20 protein-coding genes, 1 tRNA gene and 1 other RNA gene are annotated in these 20,835 nt (G+C 62.4%); 11 read left to right on the forward strand and 11 right to left on the reverse strand.

Annotated elements, in window-relative coordinates:
• Positions 1–208 precede the first annotated feature (208 nt).
• Positions 209–294 (reverse strand) — tRNA-Ser (locus QP994_RS02735).
• A gap of 139 nt (positions 295–433) precedes the next feature.
• Here QP994_RS02735 and ffs point away from each other — a divergent pair.
• The 3 genes from ffs to QP994_RS02750 all read left to right on the forward strand — a co-directional run bounded on the left by ffs (position 434) and on the right by QP994_RS02750 (position 2,430).
• Positions 434–532, forward strand: an RNA gene (gene ffs, locus QP994_RS02740) — signal recognition particle sRNA small type.
• Positions 533–613: 81 nt separating this feature from the next.
• Entirely contained in the window at positions 614–1,885 is a 1,272-nt protein-coding gene (locus tag QP994_RS02745; RefSeq protein WP_284865301.1) for an aspartate aminotransferase type Ic, read from the forward strand.
• Positions 1,885–2,430 (forward strand): suppressor of fused domain protein, encoded by a 546-nt coding sequence (locus QP994_RS02750; RefSeq protein WP_284855714.1) that lies wholly within the window; start codon positions 1,885–1,887, stop codon positions 2,428–2,430. Before QP994_RS02745 ends, QP994_RS02750 begins: the two co-directional genes overlap by 1 nt.
• A gap of 13 nt (positions 2,431–2,443) precedes the next feature.
• Here the strand turns inward: QP994_RS02750 and QP994_RS02755 are convergent, their stop codons facing one another.
• Positions 2,444–3,088 carry a response regulator transcription factor gene (locus tag QP994_RS02755; protein WP_284855715.1) on the reverse strand — a complete coding sequence of 215 codons (645 nt, stop codon included), beginning with the start codon at positions 3,086–3,088 and terminating at the stop codon, positions 2,444–2,446.
• Positions 3,085–3,762 (reverse strand): sensor histidine kinase, encoded by a 678-nt coding sequence (locus QP994_RS02760; RefSeq protein WP_284855716.1) that lies wholly within the window; start codon positions 3,760–3,762, stop codon positions 3,085–3,087. The genes QP994_RS02755 and QP994_RS02760 overlap by 4 nt, the downstream gene beginning before the upstream one ends.
• A gap of 91 nt (positions 3,763–3,853) precedes the next feature.
• Between QP994_RS02760 and QP994_RS02765 the strand changes: the two genes are divergently transcribed.
• Positions 3,854–4,534: an ABC transporter ATP-binding protein gene (locus tag QP994_RS02765; protein WP_284855717.1), complete on the forward strand. Its 681-nt coding sequence runs from the start codon at positions 3,854–3,856 to the stop codon at positions 4,532–4,534.
• Positions 4,531–5,922, forward strand: a complete 1,392-nt coding sequence (locus QP994_RS02770) for an FtsX-like permease family protein (protein WP_284865302.1) — start codon at positions 4,531–4,533, stop codon at positions 5,920–5,922. Before QP994_RS02765 ends, QP994_RS02770 begins: the two co-directional genes overlap by 4 nt.
• Positions 5,923–6,262: 340 nt before the next feature.
• Here QP994_RS02770 and QP994_RS02780 read toward each other — a convergent pair whose 3' ends face one another.
• On the reverse strand, positions 6,263–6,508 hold the full coding sequence (locus tag QP994_RS02780; protein ID WP_034665859.1) for a ribbon-helix-helix domain-containing protein: 246 nt from the start codon (positions 6,506–6,508) through the stop codon (positions 6,263–6,265).
• Positions 6,509–6,601: 93 nt separating this feature from the next.
• Between QP994_RS02780 and QP994_RS02785 the strand changes: the two genes are divergently transcribed.
• The 3 genes from QP994_RS02785 to recR are packed head-to-tail and all read left to right on the forward strand — an operon-like array spanning position 6,602 to position 9,868.
• Positions 6,602–8,755 (forward strand): DNA polymerase III subunit gamma and tau, encoded by a 2,154-nt coding sequence (locus QP994_RS02785; RefSeq protein WP_284865303.1) that lies wholly within the window; start codon positions 6,602–6,604, stop codon positions 8,753–8,755.
• 57 nt (positions 8,756–8,812) lie between these two features.
• Positions 8,813–9,172, forward strand: a complete 360-nt coding sequence (locus tag QP994_RS02790; protein ID WP_284855721.1) for a YbaB/EbfC family nucleoid-associated protein — start codon at positions 8,813–8,815, stop codon at positions 9,170–9,172.
• 60 nt (positions 9,173–9,232) lie between these two features.
• Positions 9,233–9,868 (forward strand): recombination mediator RecR, encoded by a 636-nt coding sequence (recR, locus tag QP994_RS02795; protein WP_284855722.1) that lies wholly within the window; start codon positions 9,233–9,235, stop codon positions 9,866–9,868.
• Between the two features lie 269 nt (positions 9,869–10,137).
• Here the strand turns inward: recR and QP994_RS02800 are convergent, their stop codons facing one another.
• The 5 genes from QP994_RS02800 to leuA form a co-directional block, all read right to left on the reverse strand.
• Positions 10,138–10,860: a type 1 glutamine amidotransferase gene (locus QP994_RS02800; protein ID WP_284855723.1), complete on the reverse strand. Its 723-nt coding sequence runs from the start codon at positions 10,858–10,860 to the stop codon at positions 10,138–10,140.
• On the reverse strand, positions 10,853–12,145 hold the full coding sequence (locus QP994_RS02805) for a Mur ligase family protein (RefSeq protein WP_284865304.1): 1,293 nt from the start codon (positions 12,143–12,145) through the stop codon (positions 10,853–10,855). Before QP994_RS02805 ends, QP994_RS02800 begins: the two co-directional genes overlap by 8 nt.
• 46 nt (positions 12,146–12,191) lie before the next feature.
• Positions 12,192–13,214 (reverse strand): DNA polymerase III subunit epsilon, encoded by a 1,023-nt coding sequence (locus QP994_RS02810; protein WP_284865305.1) that lies wholly within the window; start codon positions 13,212–13,214, stop codon positions 12,192–12,194.
• On the reverse strand, positions 13,208–14,185 hold the full coding sequence (locus QP994_RS02815) for a hypothetical protein (protein WP_284865306.1): 978 nt from the start codon (positions 14,183–14,185) through the stop codon (positions 13,208–13,210). Before QP994_RS02815 ends, QP994_RS02810 begins: the two co-directional genes overlap by 7 nt.
• 66 nt (positions 14,186–14,251) lie before the next feature.
• Positions 14,252–16,090, reverse strand: a complete 1,839-nt coding sequence (leuA, locus tag QP994_RS02820) for a 2-isopropylmalate synthase (RefSeq protein ID WP_284865307.1) — start codon at positions 16,088–16,090, stop codon at positions 14,252–14,254.
• Between the two features lie 366 nt (positions 16,091–16,456).
• On the opposite strand from leuA, the gene QP994_RS02825 reads away from it, so the two are divergent.
• Positions 16,457–16,885 (forward strand): DUF2871 domain-containing protein, encoded by a 429-nt coding sequence (locus QP994_RS02825; protein ID WP_284855728.1) that lies wholly within the window; start codon positions 16,457–16,459, stop codon positions 16,883–16,885.
• A 3-nt stretch (positions 16,886–16,888) separates the two neighbouring features.
• Here QP994_RS02825 and QP994_RS02830 read toward each other — a convergent pair whose 3' ends face one another.
• Complete coding sequence (locus tag QP994_RS02830) at positions 16,889–17,746, reverse strand: DMT family transporter (RefSeq protein WP_284865408.1); 858 nt, start codon at positions 17,744–17,746, stop codon at positions 16,889–16,891.
• Between the two features lie 111 nt (positions 17,747–17,857).
• Between QP994_RS02830 and QP994_RS02835 the strand changes: the two genes are divergently transcribed.
• Together QP994_RS02835 and QP994_RS02840 are read left to right on the forward strand one after the other, a co-directional pair.
• Entirely contained in the window at positions 17,858–19,123 is a 1,266-nt protein-coding gene (locus QP994_RS02835; protein ID WP_284855729.1) for an aspartate kinase, read from the forward strand.
• A 40-nt stretch (positions 19,124–19,163) separates the two neighbouring features.
• Positions 19,164–20,195: an aspartate-semialdehyde dehydrogenase gene (locus QP994_RS02840; protein WP_284865308.1), complete on the forward strand. Its 1,032-nt coding sequence runs from the start codon at positions 19,164–19,166 to the stop codon at positions 20,193–20,195.
• Here the strand turns inward: QP994_RS02840 and QP994_RS02845 are convergent.
• Positions 20,192–20,734: an RNA polymerase sigma factor gene (locus QP994_RS02845; protein ID WP_284855731.1), complete on the reverse strand. Its 543-nt coding sequence runs from the start codon at positions 20,732–20,734 to the stop codon at positions 20,192–20,194. The genes QP994_RS02840 and QP994_RS02845 overlap by 4 nt on opposite strands.
• Positions 20,735–20,835: the final 101 nt, after the last annotated feature.

Genomic DNA, 20,835 nt, shown 5'->3' on the forward strand with positions numbered 1-20,835 from the left:
GACCAGCCACATACGACATCCACATCGACAACGAATGGAACCCCAGCTTAGGCATAAGAAAAGGCTGGGCCGGACGCCCCTAAATCCACACGAAATGTCCCTTAGTGCGACACGCCGCAAATCCACACGAAATGTCCCTTAAGCCTTGAGCCCTACGTCTGGGCGTGAAAACAAAAATTCCCCCAGCCGCATGGGCTGAGGGATTTTGCGGAGGATGTGGGATTTGAACCCACGAGGGTCGTGAAACCCGCACGCGTTCCAGGCGTGTGACATAGGCCGCTAGTCGAATCCTCCAAGCGACTACCTGCTTGCGCAGTGTCGAGCTATCACTTTAGCGGATGGGCCGGAGGGGACAAAATTGGTGGTTGGGGTGGGCGTCGATAAGCGAAAAGGGTGATTTTTGAAGACGGTGAGAGGAACTACTACACTCGGGCGCAGGATCTCACGCGGTGCTTATCTTGTGAACTCCCCCAGGGCGGGAACGCAGCAAGGGTCAACGAGCTCTGGCAGGTGCGTGGGGTCCCCTTATTTTGCCCACAGGGGGTAGGGGTGTGGGCGTGGCGCATGTACTCTGGGCGGAGTAAATGAATCCACTCCAAAAGGAAGTGATCCCATGTCCTTGCTTGATTTGGATACCGCTGCGCGCGAAGAGCTCACCACGAAGGTACGGGAAGAGTATGAGGCGCTGAAGGCCCGCAACCTCAACCTTGATTTGACGCGCGGTAAGCCGTCGACGGAGCAGCTGGATCTGAGCGATGATCTGCTGGAACTGCCCGGTAAGGACACGTATGTGGACGCCACGGGCACAGACGTGCGTAATTACGGCAACCTGCAGGGCATTAAGGACATCCGTGAGATCTGGGGTGAGCTCATTGGTGTGCCGGCGGAGAACCTGTATGCGGGTGATGCTTCCTCGCTGAATATCATGTTTGACCTGATCAGCTGGTCTTACGCTTTTGGCAACAATGACTCGCAGCGCCCGTGGAGCGCAGAGGAGACCGTGAAGTGGATCTGCCCAGTGCCGGGGTATGACCGCCACTTTGCCATCACCGAGAAGTTCGGGTTTGAGATGATCACGGTGCCCATGCTCGAGGACGGCCCGGATGCGGATGCCGTCGCGGAGCTAGTCAAGGACCCGGCAGTCAAGGGCATGTGGGTTGTGCCGATGTTTGCTAATCCGACGGGTGCCACCGTGTCCGAGGAGGTTGTGCGCAAGCTCGCCTCGATGGAGACAGCAGCGCCAGACTTCCGCATCGTGTGGGATAACGCGTATGCCGTGCACACCTTCACAGAGGATTTCCCGCCGATTATCGACGTCCTTTCGGCCTCCGCCGATGCCGGCAACCCGAACCGCTTCTGGGTGATGAGCTCCACATCCAAGATCACCCACGCTGGTGCCGGTGTGGCTTTCTTCGCCGCCTCCAAGGAGGACCTGGACTGGTACGCCTCCGTCGCGGGTATTCGCGGCATTGGTCCGAACAAGATCAACCAGCTGGCACACGCGAAGTTCTTTGGCAGTGCGGATGGTGTGCGCGCTCTCATGCAGAAGCATGCGCAGATCCTTGCCCCCAAGTTTGAGGCAGTGCTCGAGATCCTCGAACGTCGCCTGGGCGAGTACAACGTCGCGCGATGGACCACCCCGACTGGCGGCTACTTCATCTCCCTCGACGTCATTGACGGCACCGCCACCCGCGTGTGGGAACTCGCCCGCGAAGCCGGCATCACGCTGACCAAGGCCGGCTCCGCCTTCCCGAAGGGGGAGGACCCGAATGATCGCAACATTCGCCTTGCGCCCTCGCTTCCGCCTATCGACGAAGTCCGCACCGCCATGGACGGCGTAGCCACCTGCGTCCTGCTCGCCGCACTGGAGAAGCTCGAAGCCTAATGGCACCCGAAGAAAGACTCGAGTGGCTCACCAGTGTGCTGGGCCCACTCGACGTGGCAGATGCCGGCGGTGGTTTCCTCATCGGCGTGTCTACCGATGTCCCCGCTGCCGTAAGCGTGGGCTTTAGCGATGTGGACAGTGGCCTGATAGTGGACGGGCCGGATGCTGATTCTGAGCACCCGACGGACGTGCGCTGCGAGATCATTTGTGCCGCGTCCGGCGCCAGCCCTGAACAGCGCGCCATCGCGGTAGCAAGAGCATGGCACGCACTAGTGGATACCAACACACCCGCCCAGCCGGAGACATTCCTGCCGGGGCTAGTAGATGACCCGGCACTGGCCATCCACCACGGCCTGTTGCGTGAACCGCAGATCTTCGACCGCGGCACGCCGATGGTGACTGAGCCCGGTCGTATGACGCTGCTCTTGGAACTGGTGCTGCTCACCGATGGGGAGTACTCCATCGCCGCTGAACAGGGCCTTGACGTGCTAGAGCGCCGCTTACGCCGCCGCAGCACGGACCTGGGGGACTGGAACCGCGATTAGGCCATCGACGCTACTAGCTGATCCCTCGTTCAGACAGGTACATGAGGATCGCGCGGACGCGGCGGTTCTCCTCATCCGGTGTGAGACCGAGTTTGGCGAAAATACTGGACACATGCTTGGCCACCGCGGCGCCAGAGAAATAGAGCTTCCCGGCGATCTCGGCATTGGACAGGCCTTCGGCCATGAGCTCGAGGACCTCGCGCTCGCGTGGGGTGAGCGTGGTCAGCCAACGTGAGCTGGCGGCCATGAGCTCACTGGCGACATCGGGGTCGATGACCACGCCACCGCTGGCGACGGTCTCGCATGCCTGGACGAAGTCTTTCACCTCGGCAACGCGGTCTTTGAGCAGGTAGCCGGTCCCGCCGTCGCCACCGGAGAACAATTCGCGCGCATAAGCAGGCGCGACATATTGGGATAAGACGAGCACATTGACAGGGCCCTGCTCGCGCAGCGCGAGGGCTGCTTGGAGCCCATCGTCGCGCATGGTGGGTGGCATGCGGACATCAGTGATGACCAAATCGGGGGAGTGCGCCGCCACGGCGTCCGGTAGAGCCGCGGCATCCCCAACCTGCTCAACGACCTCGTGGGCGCGCCGAGTCAGCAGACCCGCGACACCTTCGCGTAGCAGAGCGGAATCATCAGCGATCACGATCTTCATGGTGCAAGTCCACTTTCTCCTCGGTACAGCAGCAACGGTATCCGTGCGGTGATGGTGGTAGGTCCACCGTGGGGTGAATTCACCTCTACGGACCCGCCGAATGCAGCGATGCGTTCTCTCATGCCGTCGAGTCCGCCACCATGGACAATGCGAGCGCCACCGTCGCCGGAGTCAGTGACTGCCACATTCAACGTGTGATCGCAGGTGATCAGCACGCTGACGGACGCGCCAGGGGCATGCTTTGCGGCATTGGTCAGGGCCTCGGAAGTGAAGAAATAGGCGGCGGCGAGGACGGAGTCGTCGATAAGCGGAAGAGGGTGCGGAGCACGGACGGTGACGTGCGGGCCGTATTTGGCAGCGGCGGTTTCGACGGCTTCGATAAGTCCGCGGTCGGTGAGCTCGCGCGGGTGGATGCCGTGCACGGTGCGGCGCAGGGCATCGAGGCCGTTTTTGAGGTCGCGGGCGGCGGCGTCGAGAAGCGGGGAGTCGGTCTCAAGCTGTGCTTCGCCGAGCTTCATGGCAGCGGCCACGAAATATTGCTGCGCGCCATCGTGCAGGTCGCGCTCAATGCGCAGGCGCTCGATCTCGTACGCTTCCGCAATTTTGCGCCGGGACGCCGTGAGCTGGTGAATTGCTCGCGCCGCCTCGCGCTCGTGGTTCTTCTTCCGCCACATGCACACGAGGGTAGCGGGGTAGTGCTAGCACTACCCGTATTTGGGAGCCTGCGCCATGGTGGCGACGCGCAGCAGGCGGTGAAATGGAACCATGCTTGAACTGAACGACATCACTAAATCATTCACCCAGCAACGGGTCCTCCAAGGCATCAGCCTGAACATCGCGCCCGGCGAATCTGTCGCCATCATGGGCCCGTCCGGCTCCGGCAAGTCGACGCTGTTGCACTGCATGTCGGGGGTGCTCGTGCCCGACCACGGTGAGGTCCGCTTCACTGGACGCGATATCGCACAGCTTAACGACGCAGACCGGTCCCAACTCCGCCTCGACCACTTCGGCTTCATCTTCCAGGACGGGCAGCTCATGCCTGAGCTGACTGCGAAAGAGAATGTGGCGCTGCCGCAGATCATGCGTGGTGAATCCCGCGCGAAGGCTCACGCGGAGGCTACAGACATGCTCACCCGCCTGGGCTTGGGGGACTATGTGAATCGCTTCCCAGGCCAGCTCTCCGGCGGGCAGAGCCAGCGCGTCGCCATTGCGCGTGCCCTGGCTGGTCCGCCATCCGTGGTCTTTGCCGATGAGCCCACCGCCGCACTCGACCAGGCCACCGGCCACGAGGTGATGCAGCAGATCACCGCCGTTGCCCAGAAATTCGGAGTGACGCTCGTGCTGGTCACCCACGACCCGAAGATCGCCCAATGGTGCGACCGCCGGATCGAAATCCGCGATGGCCTCATCCACTCCGAAGGCGCCACAAAGGCGGTGCAGGCATGAGCGCAATGACACTGATGACCGCTGCGCAGTCCTCCTCCAGTGAGGGTCGCGCGCAACGCCAGACCGGTGAACGCTGGGTCCGCGCCTTGGCGCTCGTCGCATTTTCGGTGTCCACCTGGATCCTGTGTACCCTAGCTGCCGGAACATGGATGTTCGCGCAACGCATGTGGCACCCGCATGAAGCGGTGAAAGCCATCGAAGCAGACCTCGGCGGTCCAATTACATTGAGCTACGTCTTCCTCGCTCTCTTCGCATCACTACTGGTGGTACCAACCTTGCTCGGCCTGCTTACTCAGGCTGCGCGTGCGAATCTCGGCGGCCGCGAAGGGCAGTTGGCGATCCTGCGCCTGATCGGTGCGACCTCCGGCCAAGTGCGCGGAATGATGATTCTCGATGCGTTGCGCCAGGCACTCGTCGGCCTCGGCATTGGCACTGTGCTGTACCTGGTCAGCGTTCCGGCGTGGTCGCTGCTGACGTTCCAAGAAAAGCGCATCGGCACATGGGAGATGTTCACCTGGTGGGTTGTGCCTGTCGCCTGGATCGTCGTACTTGTGCTCGCCGCGGCTTCCGTGTGGCTCGCCCTGCGTCGCGTGGCTGTTACCCCCCTGGGTGTGACCAGGAAGATCCCGCCAAAGGGACAAAGCGTGATCACCCTCGTCATCTCTGTCGTGGCCATGATTGTCTTGTACCGTTACTTGAGCGCACTAACGCTCGCCCCGGGGGCCGATGCCGCCGAATTCATAATGGTGCTCGTCGTCGTTGCCGGCGTGTTGACGGTCAACGCTCTCATTGCCGTCGGTGTGATCCAGTTGATCGCCCGCTTCAGCTACCTGCTTCCTGGCTCCGCCAACTACGTGGCCACCCGGCGCGTCGGACGTGGTGCAAAGACGACGTGGAAACGTGTCGCGGCGCTGTACTTCCTTGCATTCACCGCTGGCTTTTGTAGCTGGATTTCTGCCCTTCCAGAAGTGGATGAGGATCCGGCCCTAAAGATGATTACAACCGATATTCCCGTAGGTGTGGCCCTCACTGCGATCTTCGGTGCCATTCTTCTCGCCGCCTCTACACTGCTTACTCAGGCGTTGGCAGTGGTGGAGCAGAAACATTTGACCAAGTCCCTGTACTTCATCGGTGCGCCCGCGAAGTACCACACCTCCGTGGCTATCCGGGAGATCGGCGTACCGATGGCCCTGGTCACCCTATTGGGTTTCGGCATGGGCAACCTGCTGGGCTCCGTCATGGTCGCCGTTTCCGTCGACGTGTTACCCCAGCTCACCCTCTTCGCAGCGCTGATCTTGCTTGTGCTCGCAGGCTGCATTGCCGCCGTCGCCGCCACGGGCAAGCTCCGCGAGCGGGTGCTGGCCGAGACCGGTCGCCTCAACGACTAGTGCCTCGCTGCTGTGTATGAACTGATCTGCATGAACTAGACCGCATGAACTGAGCGAATCTAGAGTGCTTTGGCCTTGAGCCAAGAGTCGGGCGAGTATTCCTATTCGAGGAGACGTGAATATTGTGGACGGGCTTTCATAGAGTGGATGAGCAGCTCGTCCCCGTCTTCTGCGACTACAACGACCGTCTCAAGGAGCCTGGCATGTGTGTCAAAGCCGAGTCTCAGTTCCCTCCATTGGGTCGTTTCATCGTCGAGTGGCTCGACCCATATGGGGTTCGAGGCCGCCTGAATGCCATCAGATTCTGTGATGCCATGTTTGGTGGCGGACTTCGCACATCTCATGCTGCGGTGAAAGCTTCGATTGCTTGGCGGATGAGCTCGGACCGGGTCAGGTTCTTCTTGGTGGCGAGATCATCGAGTGCTTTCAGCTCATCGTCAGTAAGGCGAACAGCAACGACCTGTGCTGGGGTCATTCCCCGTCCCGGGCGTCCGCGGCCGCGCTTCTTTAGAAGCTCTGGGTCGTAACCGATTTCGGCCTCCGCAACCCAAGCGTCGATTTGTTCTTGGCTGGCGTTCACAGGCATAGGAATACTGTATAACGAAAATATCTGCGTAGGCAATGCCCGTTTACGGACAGGACCACGTTGCGTGTCCTAGGTGCCTAGTAGGGTGAAACCGTGGCTTTGTACCGGAAGTATCGCCCAGCCTCGTTCGCCGAGATGATTGGGCAGGAGCAGGTGACCCGCCCGCTGTCCACAGCGCTGGACAATGGGCGCGTCAATCACGCTTATTTGTTCTCGGGGCCGAGGGGGACGGGTAAGACGTCGTCGGCACGCATTTTGGCGCGTTCATTGAACTGCGCGGAAGGGCCGACGTCAACGCCGTGCGGGGTGTGCCCTTCGTGCGTGTCGCTCGCGCCGGGTGGGCCGGGCAACCTTGATGTGACGGAGATGGACGCCGCCTCGAACGGTGGCGTGGATGAAATGCGTGAGCTGCGCGAACGCGCTTATTTCGCCCCGGCAGAGTCGCGCTACCGCGTGTTCATCATCGATGAGGCCCACATGATCACCGGCGCGGGCGCGAACGCCCTGCTCAAGATCGTGGAGGAGCCGCCAGAGCACCTCGTGTTCATTTTTGCGACGACGGAGCCGGAGAAAATCATCGGCACCATCCGTTCGCGCACCCACCATTACCCGTTCCGCCTGCTCACGCCGCAAGCGATGCGCCAACTCGTGGAGCGCACGGTCGCCGCGGAAGGCGTCACCGTCGACGAAAATGTCTACCCGCTGGTCATCCGCGCCGGTGGCGGGTCGCCGCGTGACACGCTGTCCATCCTCGACCAACTCCTCGCCGGAGCGGGCCCCGAGGGGCTCACGTATGAGCTCGCCTTACCGCTCCTTGGGGTCACTGACCTCTCGCTTATCGACGCCACCGTGGACGCCCTCGCCTCCCACAACGCCGCCGCCCTCTTCCAGACCGTCGACGATGTCATTGAGGCCGGCCACGAACCCCGCCGCTTCGCCATCGATCTGCTGGATCGCCTGCGTGACCTGATGATCATTCACGCCGTCCCGGACGCCTTTGGTCAGGGCCTCGTGGATGCACCCACCGACCGCGCCCAGATCCTCGCCGCCGAAGCCGACAAATTCCCCGGCAACCAGCTCGCCGCCCTGGCCACCGAGGTCAACGAGCGCATCACCTCCCTCCGCGGCGCCACCTCCCCGCGCCTGCTCCTAGAGATCATGATGGCGCACCTCCTCGGCGTCGCCGTCGGTACGCAAGCCCCAGCAGCAATCACCGGCCTGGAGGAAATCCGCGACGCCTCCGCCGCCGCCACCGGTGTGGGCGACCAGCCCCGCGGTGCCGCCGCTGCCTTGGCCGCCGCAGCCGCCGTCCAAGCCACCGTAAAGCCGGCATCCCAGTCCACCCCCGCCCCGCGCGAGGCGCCCAAACCGGCACCTGCGCGGACGCCTGAACCTGAGCCCGCGCCATCGCCTGAACCTGCGCCTGCGCCGTCGCCTGAGCCTGCACCTCAGTCGGCGCCCGTCTCCGCTCCAACTCCGGAGCCGACACCCGAGCCCACATCTGCACCCCAGGCAGAACCGTCCCAGCCTGAGGCCGATCCAGGTGAGGACTTGATGCAGCGCATCCACAAGGAATGGATCACCCTGCGACAGTTTGTGGGTGAGCGGAACAAGGTCGCTGAGATCATGCTTGCCGAAGCCAAGCCCTTAGGTCTGGACGGCACCACCTTGGTGGTGGGCCACAACACCGGCGCGTTGGCAGAACGCATTAACTCCGAGCACAACAACAAGGACATCGTCGCTGCGCTGAGCGAGAAGCTCGGCACCACTATCGCTGTGCGTTGTGTGGTGGGTACGGACCCAAAAGCAGAGGGCTTCAGTCCGGCAAAGGATGAGCCGGCGGCATGGAATCCGTTGGCTTCCCCGGCTGAAGCAGAAGTAGCGGAATCGCCTCAGAAGCAGGAGCCGGCACCCAGCCCAGTACCCGCTGAAACGGCTGCCGCGGCCGCCGCTGTGGCTGCAGCTGATGCCGCCAAATCCACACCGGCCGATCGATGGTCCCGCCCACCGCGCCCGATTGGTGGGGACGAGCTGACGCCAGCCCATTTCAGCGATGGTGCGCCGCTGCCCCCAGAGCCCACGGACCCGGATGAGCCGAGCGAGGCGCCGGAACCCGAGTACACCCGGGAAGACGAAGAGCGCGACATGGTGGACCAGTCGATGGAAGCCGGGGAGCTTGACCGGCGCAACCCGACCGAGGTTGCTATGGACTTGCTGGCGGAGGAACTCGGCGCGCGGCCACTGTAAAACAGCCGGTACACTAGTGCGCAGATCAAATAAAAGTTGCGAAGAAAGGTACACACTATGACGCAGCCAGAGCAGTCCGGAATGCCCGACATGCAGGAACTCATCCGCCAGGCGGCTGAGGTTCAGGCACAGATCCAGCGCGCACAGGAGGAGATCCTTGCTGCTGTGGTCCAGGGCACCGCGGGCGGCGGCCTTGTCAGTGTCACCATGACCGGTGGCGCCGAGATCACGGACCTGACCATTAGCCCGGAGGCAGTGGATCCCAACGATGTGGAGACCCTGCAGGACCTCATCCTCGCTGCTTACCGCGATGCACACACCAAGGCTGGCCAGCTCGCACAGGAGAAGATTGGTCCGCTGACCCAGCCACAGACCGATGGTGGCAATGACTTTGCCAAGATGTTCGGTGGCAACTAGTCCCAGTTAAAAGCTAGGGTGACGGGGCCTTAGGGCCCCGTTTTTCTGTGAGGAGGAACCATGTTTGAAGGCCCGCTCCAGGACCTTATCGACGAGTTTTCCCGCCTACCCGGCGTCGGCCCCAAAAGCGCACAGCGTATTGCGTTCCACCTCCTGAAGACAGATCCGGATGACATCGATAGATTGCGAGCAGCCCTGGCCGCCGTCCGTGACGGTGTTGCCTTCTGCCGGATCTGCAACAACGTCTCCCGCGAAGAGATCTGCCGCGTGTGTGCCGACAGTGGCCGAGATGCCGGCCTGATCTGCGTGGTGGAAGACGCAAAAGACATCCAAGTCATTGAGCGGACGGGGGAGTACACCGGCCGCTACCACGTGCTCGGTGGGGCACTGGACCCCTTGGCCAACGTGGGGCCGAAGGACCTGGCCATCTCCACCTTGCTACAGCGCATTGGTGGTGTCCTGCCGGACCGTGACGGTGTTGCCCCCGAGGATAACCCGGTGATCCATGAGGTCATCCTGGCTACCGACCCAGACACCGAGGGGGAGGCCACAGCCTCCTACCTGGCACGATTACTGAAGGACTTCCCCGACCTCACCGTCTCCCGCCTGGCCTCAGGTATGCCTTTGGGCGGGGATTTGGAGTTCGTGGACGAGCTCACCCTGTCGCGCGCCCTCACCGGTCGTCTGAAGCTGTAGCACCCGCGCGACCGGTAGCCCCCGCCCCCGCGCCCGCCCGGCTGCGCCAGCTTGCCCGCCCGCGCCTTCCCGCCCGCACCAGCTTGCCCGTACCCGCGGCACCAGTAGCGCGTTCCCAGCGCGAAGTTAGTCCCGTCCGCGAATCAAGTCTCTCCAGCCACATGGGCAACATCTGACCTGGGGTTTCAGGAAGCTGTTTCGGACGGGACTGACTTCCCCGAAGAATGGAGCGAAAAGGGGCGGGAAAGGGAAAGGGCAGTGGGGAAGGCTTAGTGCATGCGCTCGGCGCGGAGGCGGTCCACCTCGGGAAGCTCGAGGGGTTCGAGATCGGCGAGGGGGATGCCGAGGGCGCGGGCGAGGATCAGGTCAGCCAGCTCTGGGTTACGGGCCAAAGCGGGACCGTGCATGTAGGTAGCGATGACGCTGCCCTGCACGGCGCCTTCACCATTGGTGCCGCCGGCGGCATTGCCGTTACCAGTGCGGACGGCACCCAGGGGCTGGGCGTTGGGGCCGAGGACGGTGCCGCCGAGGTGGTTTTCAAAGCCGGTGAGGGGCTGCGACAACTCTTTGGTGATTCCGGCGTGGGTGGGGGTGGATACGACTTCGCCGATGGAGCGGGAGGGGAGGGGGGAGGTGGTGGCGTCGATAAGCGAGAGGCCGTCGACGAGCTGGCCGTGCGCACGGAAGGAAACGCCGAGAATCTGCAGGCCAGCGCACACGGCGAAGATGGGGCGCTGGTTGGCCGCGGCGCGGGCGAGGCCACCATCGGCGATGAGGTGCGAGGCCGCGAGGACCTGGGCGGAGTCTTCGCCGCCGCCGAGGGTGTAGGCGGAGAGGTCGTCGGGGACGGGCTCGCCGAGTTTGATGGGGATGATTTCGGCGTTGATGTCGCGCATACGGGCGCGGCCGCGGAGGACGAGGGCGTTGCCGTCATCGCCATAGGTGCCCAGGATGTCGGGCAGGATGAGGCCGATAGTCAGTTTCTCAGCCATGGGAAACCTCCTTGAGCAGCGCATTCTTCAGATTGAGTAGCGCGGTGTAGTTGGCCAGGACCTCGATCTTGCCCGGTGGGCAGGCTTGGATGGCCTTTAGTGGGTCGTGGATGAGTTCGTGTGCAATGCCGGCGTAGAGCAGGCGCACTGCGAGGTCAGTGCCGCGTTCACCGGAGGCTTTCACGGCGATGTCGTCGAATTCTTCGAACTTGACGTCCCAAAGCCAGGAGAGATCCTCACCATCGCCTTGCTGGCCGTTGACGGCGATGACTAGGCCGTCGGCATCCCGGTTCACCATGGACAGAGCCTCCTGCCAGCCGGCTGGGTTCTTGGCTAAGAGGAGGTGGATGTCGCGGCCGCCCCAGGTGATGGTGGTGTAGCGGCCGGCGACGTCGTCGACCCGCTCCGTTGCTGCGATTGCGGCGGCGGTGTCCACGCCGTGCACATCCACGGCGGCGGCCACGGCTTGGGCGGCGTTGCCACGGTTGGCGCGACCTGGTAGGGCCAGGTTGAGCGGGTGGTTGGTGCCGTCGGGGGAGGTCAGGCCCTCATCGGTCACGGTCCACTGCGGGGTGGGGCGGCGGAACTCACGGCCGTCCTTGAGGGGGGCGGTGGCGTACCAGTCCTCTTCCGTGCGCACGATGTGTCCGCTGCCACGGGGGTTGGATACGGAATCCCCCAACCAGCCGGCGCCGGCGGAGACCCAGACAACGCGTGGGGCGTCGTAGGCCACGGAGGTCATCAGCACATCATCGCAGTTGGCCACCACGGTCATGTTCGGGTGGAGCTCCACGGTTTTACGCAGGGCGCGTTCGATGGAGTTGATCTCCCCCACGCGGTCAAGCTGGTCGCGCGTGAGGTTGAGCAACACGAGGGCTTCCGGTTTGAGGCGGTGTGCGATGGCGGGGACGTGCAGCTCATCGACCTCCAGTACCACGTGGGATGCAGAGGTGTCGGCGAGTAGGGCAGAGATGATGCCCGCATCCATGTTGTCGCCGCCATCATTGGAGGCCACGCTGAACTTGGTGCGCAGGGCACCCACCAGCATGCGAGTGGTGGTGGATTTACCATTCGTGCCGGTGACCAGGATGGTGGGACGACCGGCGAGTTGGTCCAAGATGTTCGGGTCAATCGTGCCGGCGACCAGGCCGCCGATCATGCCGCCGGCACCGCGTCCAGTTGCGCGGGAGGCGGTGGTTGCAAGCTTCGCTGCGGTCACTGCGACTGTGGAACGCAAGCGTTGAAACGGCCCTGTTTTCCCAGTGTCGGGGGTGCTCGAACTCATGGGATAGAACTCTAGACGATCACGGGAAAGCACCGTGGGGGCGCGCTTATTGGTTGCGGAGGATGGTGAAAAATTCGTCGTCCGTAAGCAGTGGAATATTCTTGCGCTCCGCGTGCATTGCCTTGCCGCGCAGTTGGGAGGCTGGGCCGGTGATGTTGCTGATCACCAGCGATGTTTCACGCGAGAGCTTCTCCGTGTACACCATGCCCGCATCCAGGATGGCTTGCACGATCTCATCATGATCCGCGGCCACATCATCTGTGACCACCACTTCCATGCCGGGGCGCAAGCCAGATTTCGCGGTGTATACGCCCGGGTTACCCTTCGTTGGCTCGGCCTTCTCCGCCTGGATGCGAATGCGGGAGCGTTGCAGCCCAAAGCGGTCGTTGGTCAACTCATCGGGTGTGCGCTTGGCCACGTCGCCGGCCTCACGTTGGTGCAGGTAGAGCTGCATTAAAGCGAGGCTGCGTGCACGTGAGGTTGTCTCCTCGGGCTCCGCAGCACGCGCCACACTCGCCTCCGCAGACGGCAGGTCAATGCCGGCCTTCGCGGCCACAGCATCAAGGCGCGCATCCGTGCCTACGGTTCCCTGTTTCCGCGCAGTCGCAAGCGTATCGACGATCCCAATCGGCGTTGGCACATGCCCCACCCGCTGCCGCCGTCGGCCTTGCCTGCGGTTCCGGGAACGGTTTGCGCGCGCGGCCGCATTCATGGCGCGGCGGGATTCGGACACGATGAACCCCCACGCAAACGGCGCATCGTGGACGATGAGCGTGCGCCCATCGATGAAGCGATCCAGGGTGCGCAGGTGGCGGCCGAATTTCGGCGCTCGGTCAAACAAGCTGTAGTCGACGCCGTGCATATGGCGCGGTCCGGGATCCCCGCCAGTGTTGAAGATGGCGTGGAACTCATCGCCAACCTCACCCGCATCATTGAAGGCCACACCGTCAAGGGTGACTAGGCGTCCGGTGTTCGGGTGGATGTTCGAGGCCTGCGGATACAGGGCAACGTATGGGTAAAGCTCCGTGAGGTTCGGCTTAGCGACGGGGGCGTCGTTGTTGTTTACCACTGCAACTCCAAAATGGGTACGGGTGCAGGCGCATTCGGGTTCTGGCGCGGAGCAGGGGCTGGTGCTGGCGCCGGTGCAGGGGCTGGTGCTGGCGCCGGTGCAGGGGCTGGTGCCGGTTGAGCTGGTGGTGGCGGGGCTACGGGCGCCCGCGGAGGAGCAGGGGCAGGAATGTAGTTCTGCGGGGCAGGGGCCGGGTTCGGGTTCACCGGCGCAGGCTCCGGTGCAGGCGACTCAGTTTCGGGGGTCGTGGATTCCTCCGTGGACGTCGTCGGCTCTGACGAAGCAGCAGAACTCGTGGTGTGCGACGTGCTGGAGGTGTTGGAGTCGCTCACGTAGGCATTGATTTCCCGGGCGCGCTCATCAACACCGGTGGAATACGCGATCAACCCCACCACGCCCAACGCGATGGCAGCGCACAACACGGCTGCGGTCTGAATGTTGAGGAAGGCGGACAGGTCAATCCGGCGGCCAGCACCCCGCTGTGCAGTGCCCTCTGCATCCGCTTCCTGCGCTGCCTCTTCCGCCACCGCATCGGCGACGAAGGCTTCATTGTGGGGGAGAGGGGCAGGAGTGACTGGCTCCACCTCGGCGGGCAGATCCTCAGGGACGGGGCCGAGGGGGTTGGCGTGGATGGTGAGGACTGGGGTGTCGTCGATAAGCGAAAAAACGCCGTGCGCAAGCGCGATCAACCCGCGACTTTCCAGCATGCGCAAGGACGGGCTGAGCTCAATGCCTGCGGCCCCATCCAGCTCACCCACGATCGTGCCGTCCATCCGGGCGACAACCTCACCGGCGGCATCGAAACCGATTTCCACCGCGACGCGCGCCCCATCAGTCTGCACACCGGTGGCAGAAGCCCCAGCTTCATCGAGGTAAATCACGCGGGGAGTGCCCGTGGGCAACCACACACTTTGCGTGTGTGGGGACAGGTCAGCGCGACTACTACCTGCATTGGCAGCATCGTTGCTCATGTCCACCTCCCATCCGCGTGAAACAAACAGCTAAAGCTCTTGTGAAAGAGCCTAGTCGCGCCGAGGTTACTGGCCCAAAGGCTGCCTGATATTCAGGCTGCGGTTGGCTGCGGAAACCATGGCCTTGATGGACGCGCGAGTGGTGGAACCAGCAATGCCCACGCCCCACGCATCCGAACCGGCGACAGAGGAACGGATGAAGCACACCGCATCCGCATCCCGGCCAGCGGTGCGTGCCTGCTGGCTGTAGTCCGTCACCTCATAGTCCAAGCCAAGCCCACGCAGCGCGTCGGCGAAAGCGGCGATCGGCCCGTTGCCGGAACCCGTGATCGTGGTGGTCTCACCGTTGTAGATCACGCCGGCCTTCACGGTTGCCTCATCCTCATCCGTCTCAGCCGCATCGACGTGGAGGCTGACCAGCTCAAGCGGGGTCTCCACGTCCAGGTACTCGCCGGCGAAGACATCCCACATGTTCTTGGAATTGACCTCTCCACCCTCCGAGTCCGTGATGGCCTGCACAACGGAGGAGAACTCTGCCTGCATCGGCTTAGGCATATTGATGCCGTGGTCCGTCTTCATGATGTAGGCCACGCCACCCTTGCCGGACTGGGAGTTCACGCGAATCACTGCCTCGTAATCGCGGCCCACATCCTTCGGGTCGATGGGCAGGTACGGGACCTCCCACACGGTTTCGCGCAGCTCCTCCCACGCAACATCCGTGGAGGACGCATCCGGGCGGACCTTCTGTGCCAACGCGTCGAGGCCCTTGTTGATCGCGTCCTGGTGCGAACCGGAGAACGCCGTGAACACCAGATCGCCGCCGTACGGGTGGCGCTCGGGGACGCGCAGCTGGTTGCAGTACTCCACCGTCTCGCGGATGCCGGCGATGTCAGAGAAATCAATCTGCGGGTCAACGCCCTGGGTCAGCATATTCAGGCCCAAGGTGACCAAGTCGACGTTGCCGGTGCGCTCACCGTTGCCGAAGAGGCAGCCCTCAATGCGGTCCGCGCCAGCCAAGTAGCCCAGCTCTGCTGCTGCCACGCCCTCGCCGCGGTCATTGTGGGGGTGGAGCGACAAGATGATGGAATCGCGCTTCTTCAAATTGCGGTGCATCCACTCGATGGAGTCGGCGTACACATTCGGCGTGATCATTTCCACCGTGGCCGGCAGGTTGATGATCATGGGGTTCTCTGGCGTGGCCTCCATGACGTCCACCACTGCGTCGCACACCTCAGCGGCGAAGTCCAGCTCCGTGCCGGTGAAGGATTCCGGTGAGTACTCCCAACGCCAGTGAGTGTCCGGGTAGTCCTTCGCAATATTCTTGATCAGCTCGGCCGCATCCGTGGCCAACTGCTTGATCGCCGCGCGGTCCTTGCGGAACACCACTTCACGCTGCAGCTTCGACGTGGAGTTGTAGAAGTGGACGATCACACGCGGTGCACCGGCACACGCCTCGAAGGTGCGGCGGATGAGGTGCTCGCGCGCCTGGACGAGAACCTGAATGGTCACGTCCTCCGGGATCATGTCCTCTTCGATGATCTCGCGCACAAAGTTGAAGTCCGTCTGGGAAGCGGAGGGGAAACCGACCTCTATTTCCTTGTAGCCCATCTCCACAAGCAGCTTGAACATGCGGCGCTTGCGCTCCGGGCTCATCGGATCAATCAATGCCTGGTTGCCGTCGCGAAGATCCACCGCGCACCACTGAGGCGCTACGGTGATCTTCTTGTCCGGCCAGGTGCGGTCTGGCAGGGCGATGTCTTCTACTTCCTTGGCAAAAGGCAAGTAGCGCTCGAACGGCATTGAGGAGCCACGCTGGGTGTTCCACGCCGGCTGGCCGGGGTTACGTGGACCGTTAGGCTTGCGGGTTTCAGCGGGCGGTGCGATGTGGGAATCAGAAGGGGTCATGGCTAGATCCTTAAAAGCTAGGTCCTTGAAAATCAGGAGTGAAAAGTGGGGCACGGCCGGCATGACTTACTCCGCGACGGGGTGCCGGCCGTGAAGTGATGGCCTAGAACCCGCCGCGGCTTAGAAGTAGGGCAGCTCCTCGGTGGTGAGCCGCCACATGCGGTGCGGTAGCCGATGACATGGTTCACATCGTAGCCAAGAAGAGAGCGCGCGCAAGCATTACGTGAGTATTAGGTGTGCTTTACGTTCACGTTAGGGCACCCTACATCTTTTGAACGACGCCCTTTTGGCGGTTAGGGTGGGACTTGCATTTACAAGTTTGCCTTTTTATCACCAGCCGGTATGCCGGCTGGGAAGGAGTTTTCCATGAAGTCCCTGTTCCAATCCGCTGTTGTTTATTTGATCCTGGGCTTGTGTGCTGGCCTTTACTACCGTGAGTTCACCAAGATCCAGGACTTCCCGGCAGGGGAGTTCACCCAGCTCGGCGTGACCCACACGCACCTGCTCATGCTGGGCTTTTTCGCTTTCCTCATCTTCCTGGCGCTGGAGAAGGCCTTCGCCGTATCGCGCGCCGGGAAGCTGTTCACCACATTTTTCTGGACGTACAACCTCGGCGTCATTATCACCACCGGCATGATGGTCTGGCACGGCAGCCTCACGGTGCTGGGACAGGAGGGCAACGCGATGATCTCCGGTATCGCTGGTCTTGGCCACATCTTCCTCACCATTGGCTTGACCTGCTTCATGGTTGCCCTGGGTCGTGCGATCAAGGGCCCCGCTCCAGTTAAGGCCTAAACGCTAAACCGATTTCCGCGACAGGAAGTACGTCGCGGTGAACATCGCCACTACCGCCACTGCCATGAGGGCCCAGCCCGACATGGTGGTGACGGTAAATTTTTCGCCCAACAGCGCCATGCCAAGGGTGTAGGCCAGTAGTGGCTCAAAGATTTTCATCGCGGGCAGGGATTGTGACAGGTTGCCTGCCCCGAATGCGTATTGCTGCACGATCGTGCCCACAACAGCAGCCGCGAGCAGCGCGTACAAAGGCCAGGTCGTGGCCATTTCCGTCAGGCCGCCACGCACGAACGCATCGACGGTGGTCTTGGAAAAGACCGCCAGGTAGCCAAAGATCGCACCGCACACCGCGCCCAAAAGAAAGGCGCGAAAGACAGAGGTTTGTCGCTTTGCGACGATCACCGTGACCACCATCGCCACCACCCCCAACCCCACGGCCAGGAGCCATTCTTTCCCCGATGCCATGCGGGTACCCGGTGTTGGCCGGCCAAGGATGATCAGAACACCCACGGCAATGGTGAGCACCGTTGCCCAGAAGGATTCGTCCAGTTCCATCCGCCGTTTTTCTACTCGGGCGGACAGAATCAAGGTCATGAGCAGCGATAACACCAGTACTGGCTGCACCACCAGTAGTGCGCCGAAGCTCAACGCCACCGCCTGGAAGCCATAAGCCAGCCACGCTAAGGACAAAGAGAGCCACCAAACGGGGCGCTTCATGGCGCCGATTGCGCCAACCGAGTTTCCGTGTTCCGCGTTGTGGCGAAGAACAATTTGGTGGCGCCACACCGTTCCAATGGCGATCGTCAGCGCCGATAGAAGCGCGAAGACGACGGCGAGGGTGTTGTTATGCACGCACAGCATGGTAGTCAACCGGTCAGTGAATGTATGACAACAAAACTTGGGGCGCGTACCCGTAAAGTAGGTACCGCACATTGGTCGGGTGGATGGCCCGGGATAGAAGAAAGGCGAACTGTGGCACTGATCGTCCAAAAGTACGGCGGGTCCTCTCTCGAGAGTGCGGAGAGGATTCGTGCGGTGGCGAAACGGATCGTCGATACGCAAAAAGCGGGCAATGATGTTGTGGTTGTCTGTTCCGCGATGGGCGACACGACGGATGAGCTGCTTGATTTAGCGGCGCAGGTCAACCCCACGCCACCGCCGCGTGAGATGGACATGCTGTTGACTGCGGGTGAGCGCATCTCAAACTCCCTGGTGGCAATGGCCATCGCGTCCTACGGTGCGCCTGTGCAGTCCTTCACCGGTTCGCAGGCCGGCGTGATCACCACCGAGCGCCACGGCAATGCCCGCATCCTTGAGGTGACCCCGGGACGCGTGCAGGATGCTATCGACGAAGGCAAGATCGCCATCGTCGCCGGCTTCCAAGGCGTCAACCGTGACACCCGTGACGTGACCACCCTTGGCCGCGGCGGTTCAGACACAACAGCAGTGGCACTGGCAGCAGCGTTGGAAGCTGACGTGTGCGAGATCTACTCCGACGTCGACGGTGTGTACAGCGCTGACCCACGCATCGTGTCTGATGCGAAGAAGCTTGATCACATCTGCTTCGAGGAGATGCTCGAGCTTGCCGCGTCCGGCTCAAAAATTCTGGTTCTGCGCAGCGTCGAATACGCCCGCGCATTCAATGTTCCCATGCGAGTACGCTCGTCTTACAGCAACGACCCCGGCACGCTGGTGTCCGGAGCGATGGAGGATATCCCCGTGGAAGAAGCAGTTCTGGTTGGTGTGGCCACCGACGATTCTGAGGCAAAGATCACCGTCCTTGGTATCCCGGACGTGCCGGGTGAGGCCGCGAAGGTGTTCCGCGTGCTCGCTGATGCAGAGATCAACATTGACATGGTCCTGCAAAACACCTCATCGCTGCATGACAACACCACCGACATCACCTTCACCCTCCCCATCGCTGATGGCCCGCGCGGCATGAAGCTGCTCGAAGACCTGGTGCAGCGTGAGGGCTGGCAAAACGTCACCTACAACGATGAGATTGCCAAGGTCTCCCTCGTCGGCGCTGGCATGAAGTCCCACCCGGGCGTCACCGCTGATTTCACGGAGGCACTGCGCGACAAGGGCATCAACATCGGGATGCTCAACACCTCTGAAATCCGTATCACCGCCGTTGTTCGCCGCGCGGACATGGAGGATGCTGCGCGCGAGATCCACGAGAAGTTCGACCTCGGTGGCGACGAGCCAGCCGTGGTGTACGCAGGGACCGGGCGCTAAAGCCCATCCTTGAAACGCGAAAGCAGATTGGAGTAATTCATTGACTACGGTCGCAGTCGTCGGCGCAACTGGCCAGGTCGGCCAGGTCATGCGCGATATTTTGGCGCAGCGTAACTTCCCCGCGGACAAGGTCCGTTTCTTCGCGTCCCCGCGCTCAGCCGGTAAGGAGCTTGAGTTCCGCGGCGAGCAGATCGTGGTGGAGGACCTCACCCAGGTCACGCCCGAATCCGTGCAGGACGTGGACATTGCCCTGTTTTCTGCTGGTGGTTCAACCTCCAAGGAGTGGGCTCCGGTTTTCGCCGCGGCGGGTGCCACCGTGGTGGACAACTCCTCCGCATGGCGCAAGGATGATGAGGTCCCGCTCATCGTCTCCGAGGTCAACCCGGACGAGGTTACGGGCCTGAAGAAGGGGATCATTGCTAACCCCAACTGCACAACGATGGCTGTCATGCCCGTAGCCAAAGCGCTTCACGACGCAGCCGGGCTCACCACCATGCGCGTCGCCTCCTACCAGGCAGTCTCGGGTTCCGGCCTGGCCGGTGTGGAAACGCTGGCGAAGCAGGTTGCTGAGGTGGGCGACCACAACGTGGACCTCACCCACGACGGTTCAGTGTTGGTGCCAGCTGACTGCGGCCCCTACGTCGCGCCGATCGCCTTCAACGCACTGCCGATGGCCGGCAACTTTGTGGACGACGGCACCTTTGAAACCGACGAAGAGCAGAAGCTCCGCAACGAATCCCGCAAGATTCTCGGCCTGCCGGACCTGAAGGTCTCCGGCACCTGCGTGCGCATCCCGGTGTTCACCGGCCACACCATGGTCGTGCACGCTGAGTTCGAGCGTGAGATCACCCCGGAAGACGCCAAGCGCGTTCTCGAGGCTGCGCCGGGTGTCACCGTCGTTGATGTGCCTACCCCGCTCGAAGCGGCAGGCAAGGATGATTCCCTCGTCGGTCGCATCCGTCAGGATCAGGTCGTGGACGGTAACCGTGGTCTCATCTTCGTCGTCTCCGGCGACAACCTGCGCAAGGGTGCTGCGCTCAACACGGTTCAGATTGCTGAGCTGCTGGTTTAATCCCCCGCGCCCGCCACAAGATCCCGGCGGGCGCGGGCTACTCGTGAACGGATCGTGCCCACGCGCACGTTAGCGATCTTGGCTGCCTCCTCATACGTATAACCCAGCACCTGGGTGAGGATGAGGGCTTCGCGGCGTTCGGTGGGGAGATCGTCGAGAAGCGAACGTGCATCCAACACTTCGCTCCACGTATTCGAATTATCGGGGCTTGGCTGCTGTCCCGCGACATCGTCATACTCGACCGCAGCCTTACGCGGGCGCGCCATGTCGTGCCGCACCGAATCCACCCACGTGCGGCGAGCGAGGGAGAGCAACCACGTGCGCGCACTCGACCGTGCCGCAAACCGCGGCAGCGAACCCATCACACGCAGATACGTCTCCTGCGTCAGATCATCCGCGTGCTCCCGACCCGCCAGATGCGCGAGCAGCCGCCACACATCCTCCTGCGTTGCACGAATGAACTCAGACAACGCCTGCTTATCGCCACGGCCGGCGCGCAGCGCCAACTCCGTCACGTAGGCATCGTCCCTCTTTATCACGAGAATTGACGTTACCAGCAGGAAGCCCGCCGCTAACGTGGGTGCTTCGCAGCGGACATTCAGGTAGCGATCAGGGATAAGCCAGGACAATTTCTTAGAAG

Origin of the sequence: Corynebacterium sp. MSK044, assembly GCF_030232825.1 — a bacterium.
Classification (GTDB): domain Bacteria; phylum Actinomycetota; class Actinomycetes; order Mycobacteriales; family Mycobacteriaceae; genus Corynebacterium.

Coding starts and splice junctions, on each gene's coding strand:
- QP994_RS02780 (WP_034665859.1), bottom strand. CDS start 6,508: ATGCCTGTGAACGCCAGCCAAGAACAAATCGACGCTTGGGTTGCGGAG.
- QP994_RS02815 (WP_284865306.1), bottom strand. CDS start 14,185: ATGAGCAACGATGCTGCCAATGCAGGTAGTAGTCGCGCTGACCTGTCC.
- QP994_RS02790 (WP_284855721.1), top strand. CDS start 8,813: ATGACGCAGCCAGAGCAGTCCGGAATGCCCGACATGCAGGAACTCATC.
- QP994_RS02805 (WP_284865304.1), bottom strand. CDS start 12,145: ATGAGTTCGAGCACCCCCGACACTGGGAAAACAGGGCCGTTTCAACGC.
- QP994_RS02755 (WP_284855715.1), bottom strand. CDS start 3,088: ATGAAGATCGTGATCGCTGATGATTCCGCTCTGCTACGCGAAGGTGTC.
- QP994_RS02770 (WP_284865302.1), top strand. CDS start 4,531: ATGAGCGCAATGACACTGATGACCGCTGCGCAGTCCTCCTCCAGTGAG.
- QP994_RS02760 (WP_284855716.1), bottom strand. CDS start 3,762: ATGTGGCGGAAGAAGAACCACGAGCGCGAGGCGGCGCGAGCAATTCAC.
- leuA (WP_284865307.1), bottom strand. CDS start 16,090: ATGACCCCTTCTGATTCCCACATCGCACCGCCCGCTGAAACCCGCAAG.
- QP994_RS02830 (WP_284865408.1), bottom strand. CDS start 17,746: ATGCTGTGCGTGCATAACAACACCCTCGCCGTCGTCTTCGCGCTTCTA.
- QP994_RS02800 (WP_284855723.1), bottom strand. CDS start 10,860: ATGGCTGAGAAACTGACTATCGGCCTCATCCTGCCCGACATCCTGGGC.
- QP994_RS02825 (WP_284855728.1), top strand. CDS start 16,457: ATGAAGTCCCTGTTCCAATCCGCTGTTGTTTATTTGATCCTGGGCTTG.
- QP994_RS02765 (WP_284855717.1), top strand. CDS start 3,854: ATGCTTGAACTGAACGACATCACTAAATCATTCACCCAGCAACGGGTC.
- recR (WP_284855722.1), top strand. CDS start 9,233: ATGTTTGAAGGCCCGCTCCAGGACCTTATCGACGAGTTTTCCCGCCTA.
- QP994_RS02750 (WP_284855714.1), top strand. CDS start 1,885: ATGGCACCCGAAGAAAGACTCGAGTGGCTCACCAGTGTGCTGGGCCCA.
- QP994_RS02745 (WP_284865301.1), top strand. CDS start 614: ATGTCCTTGCTTGATTTGGATACCGCTGCGCGCGAAGAGCTCACCACG.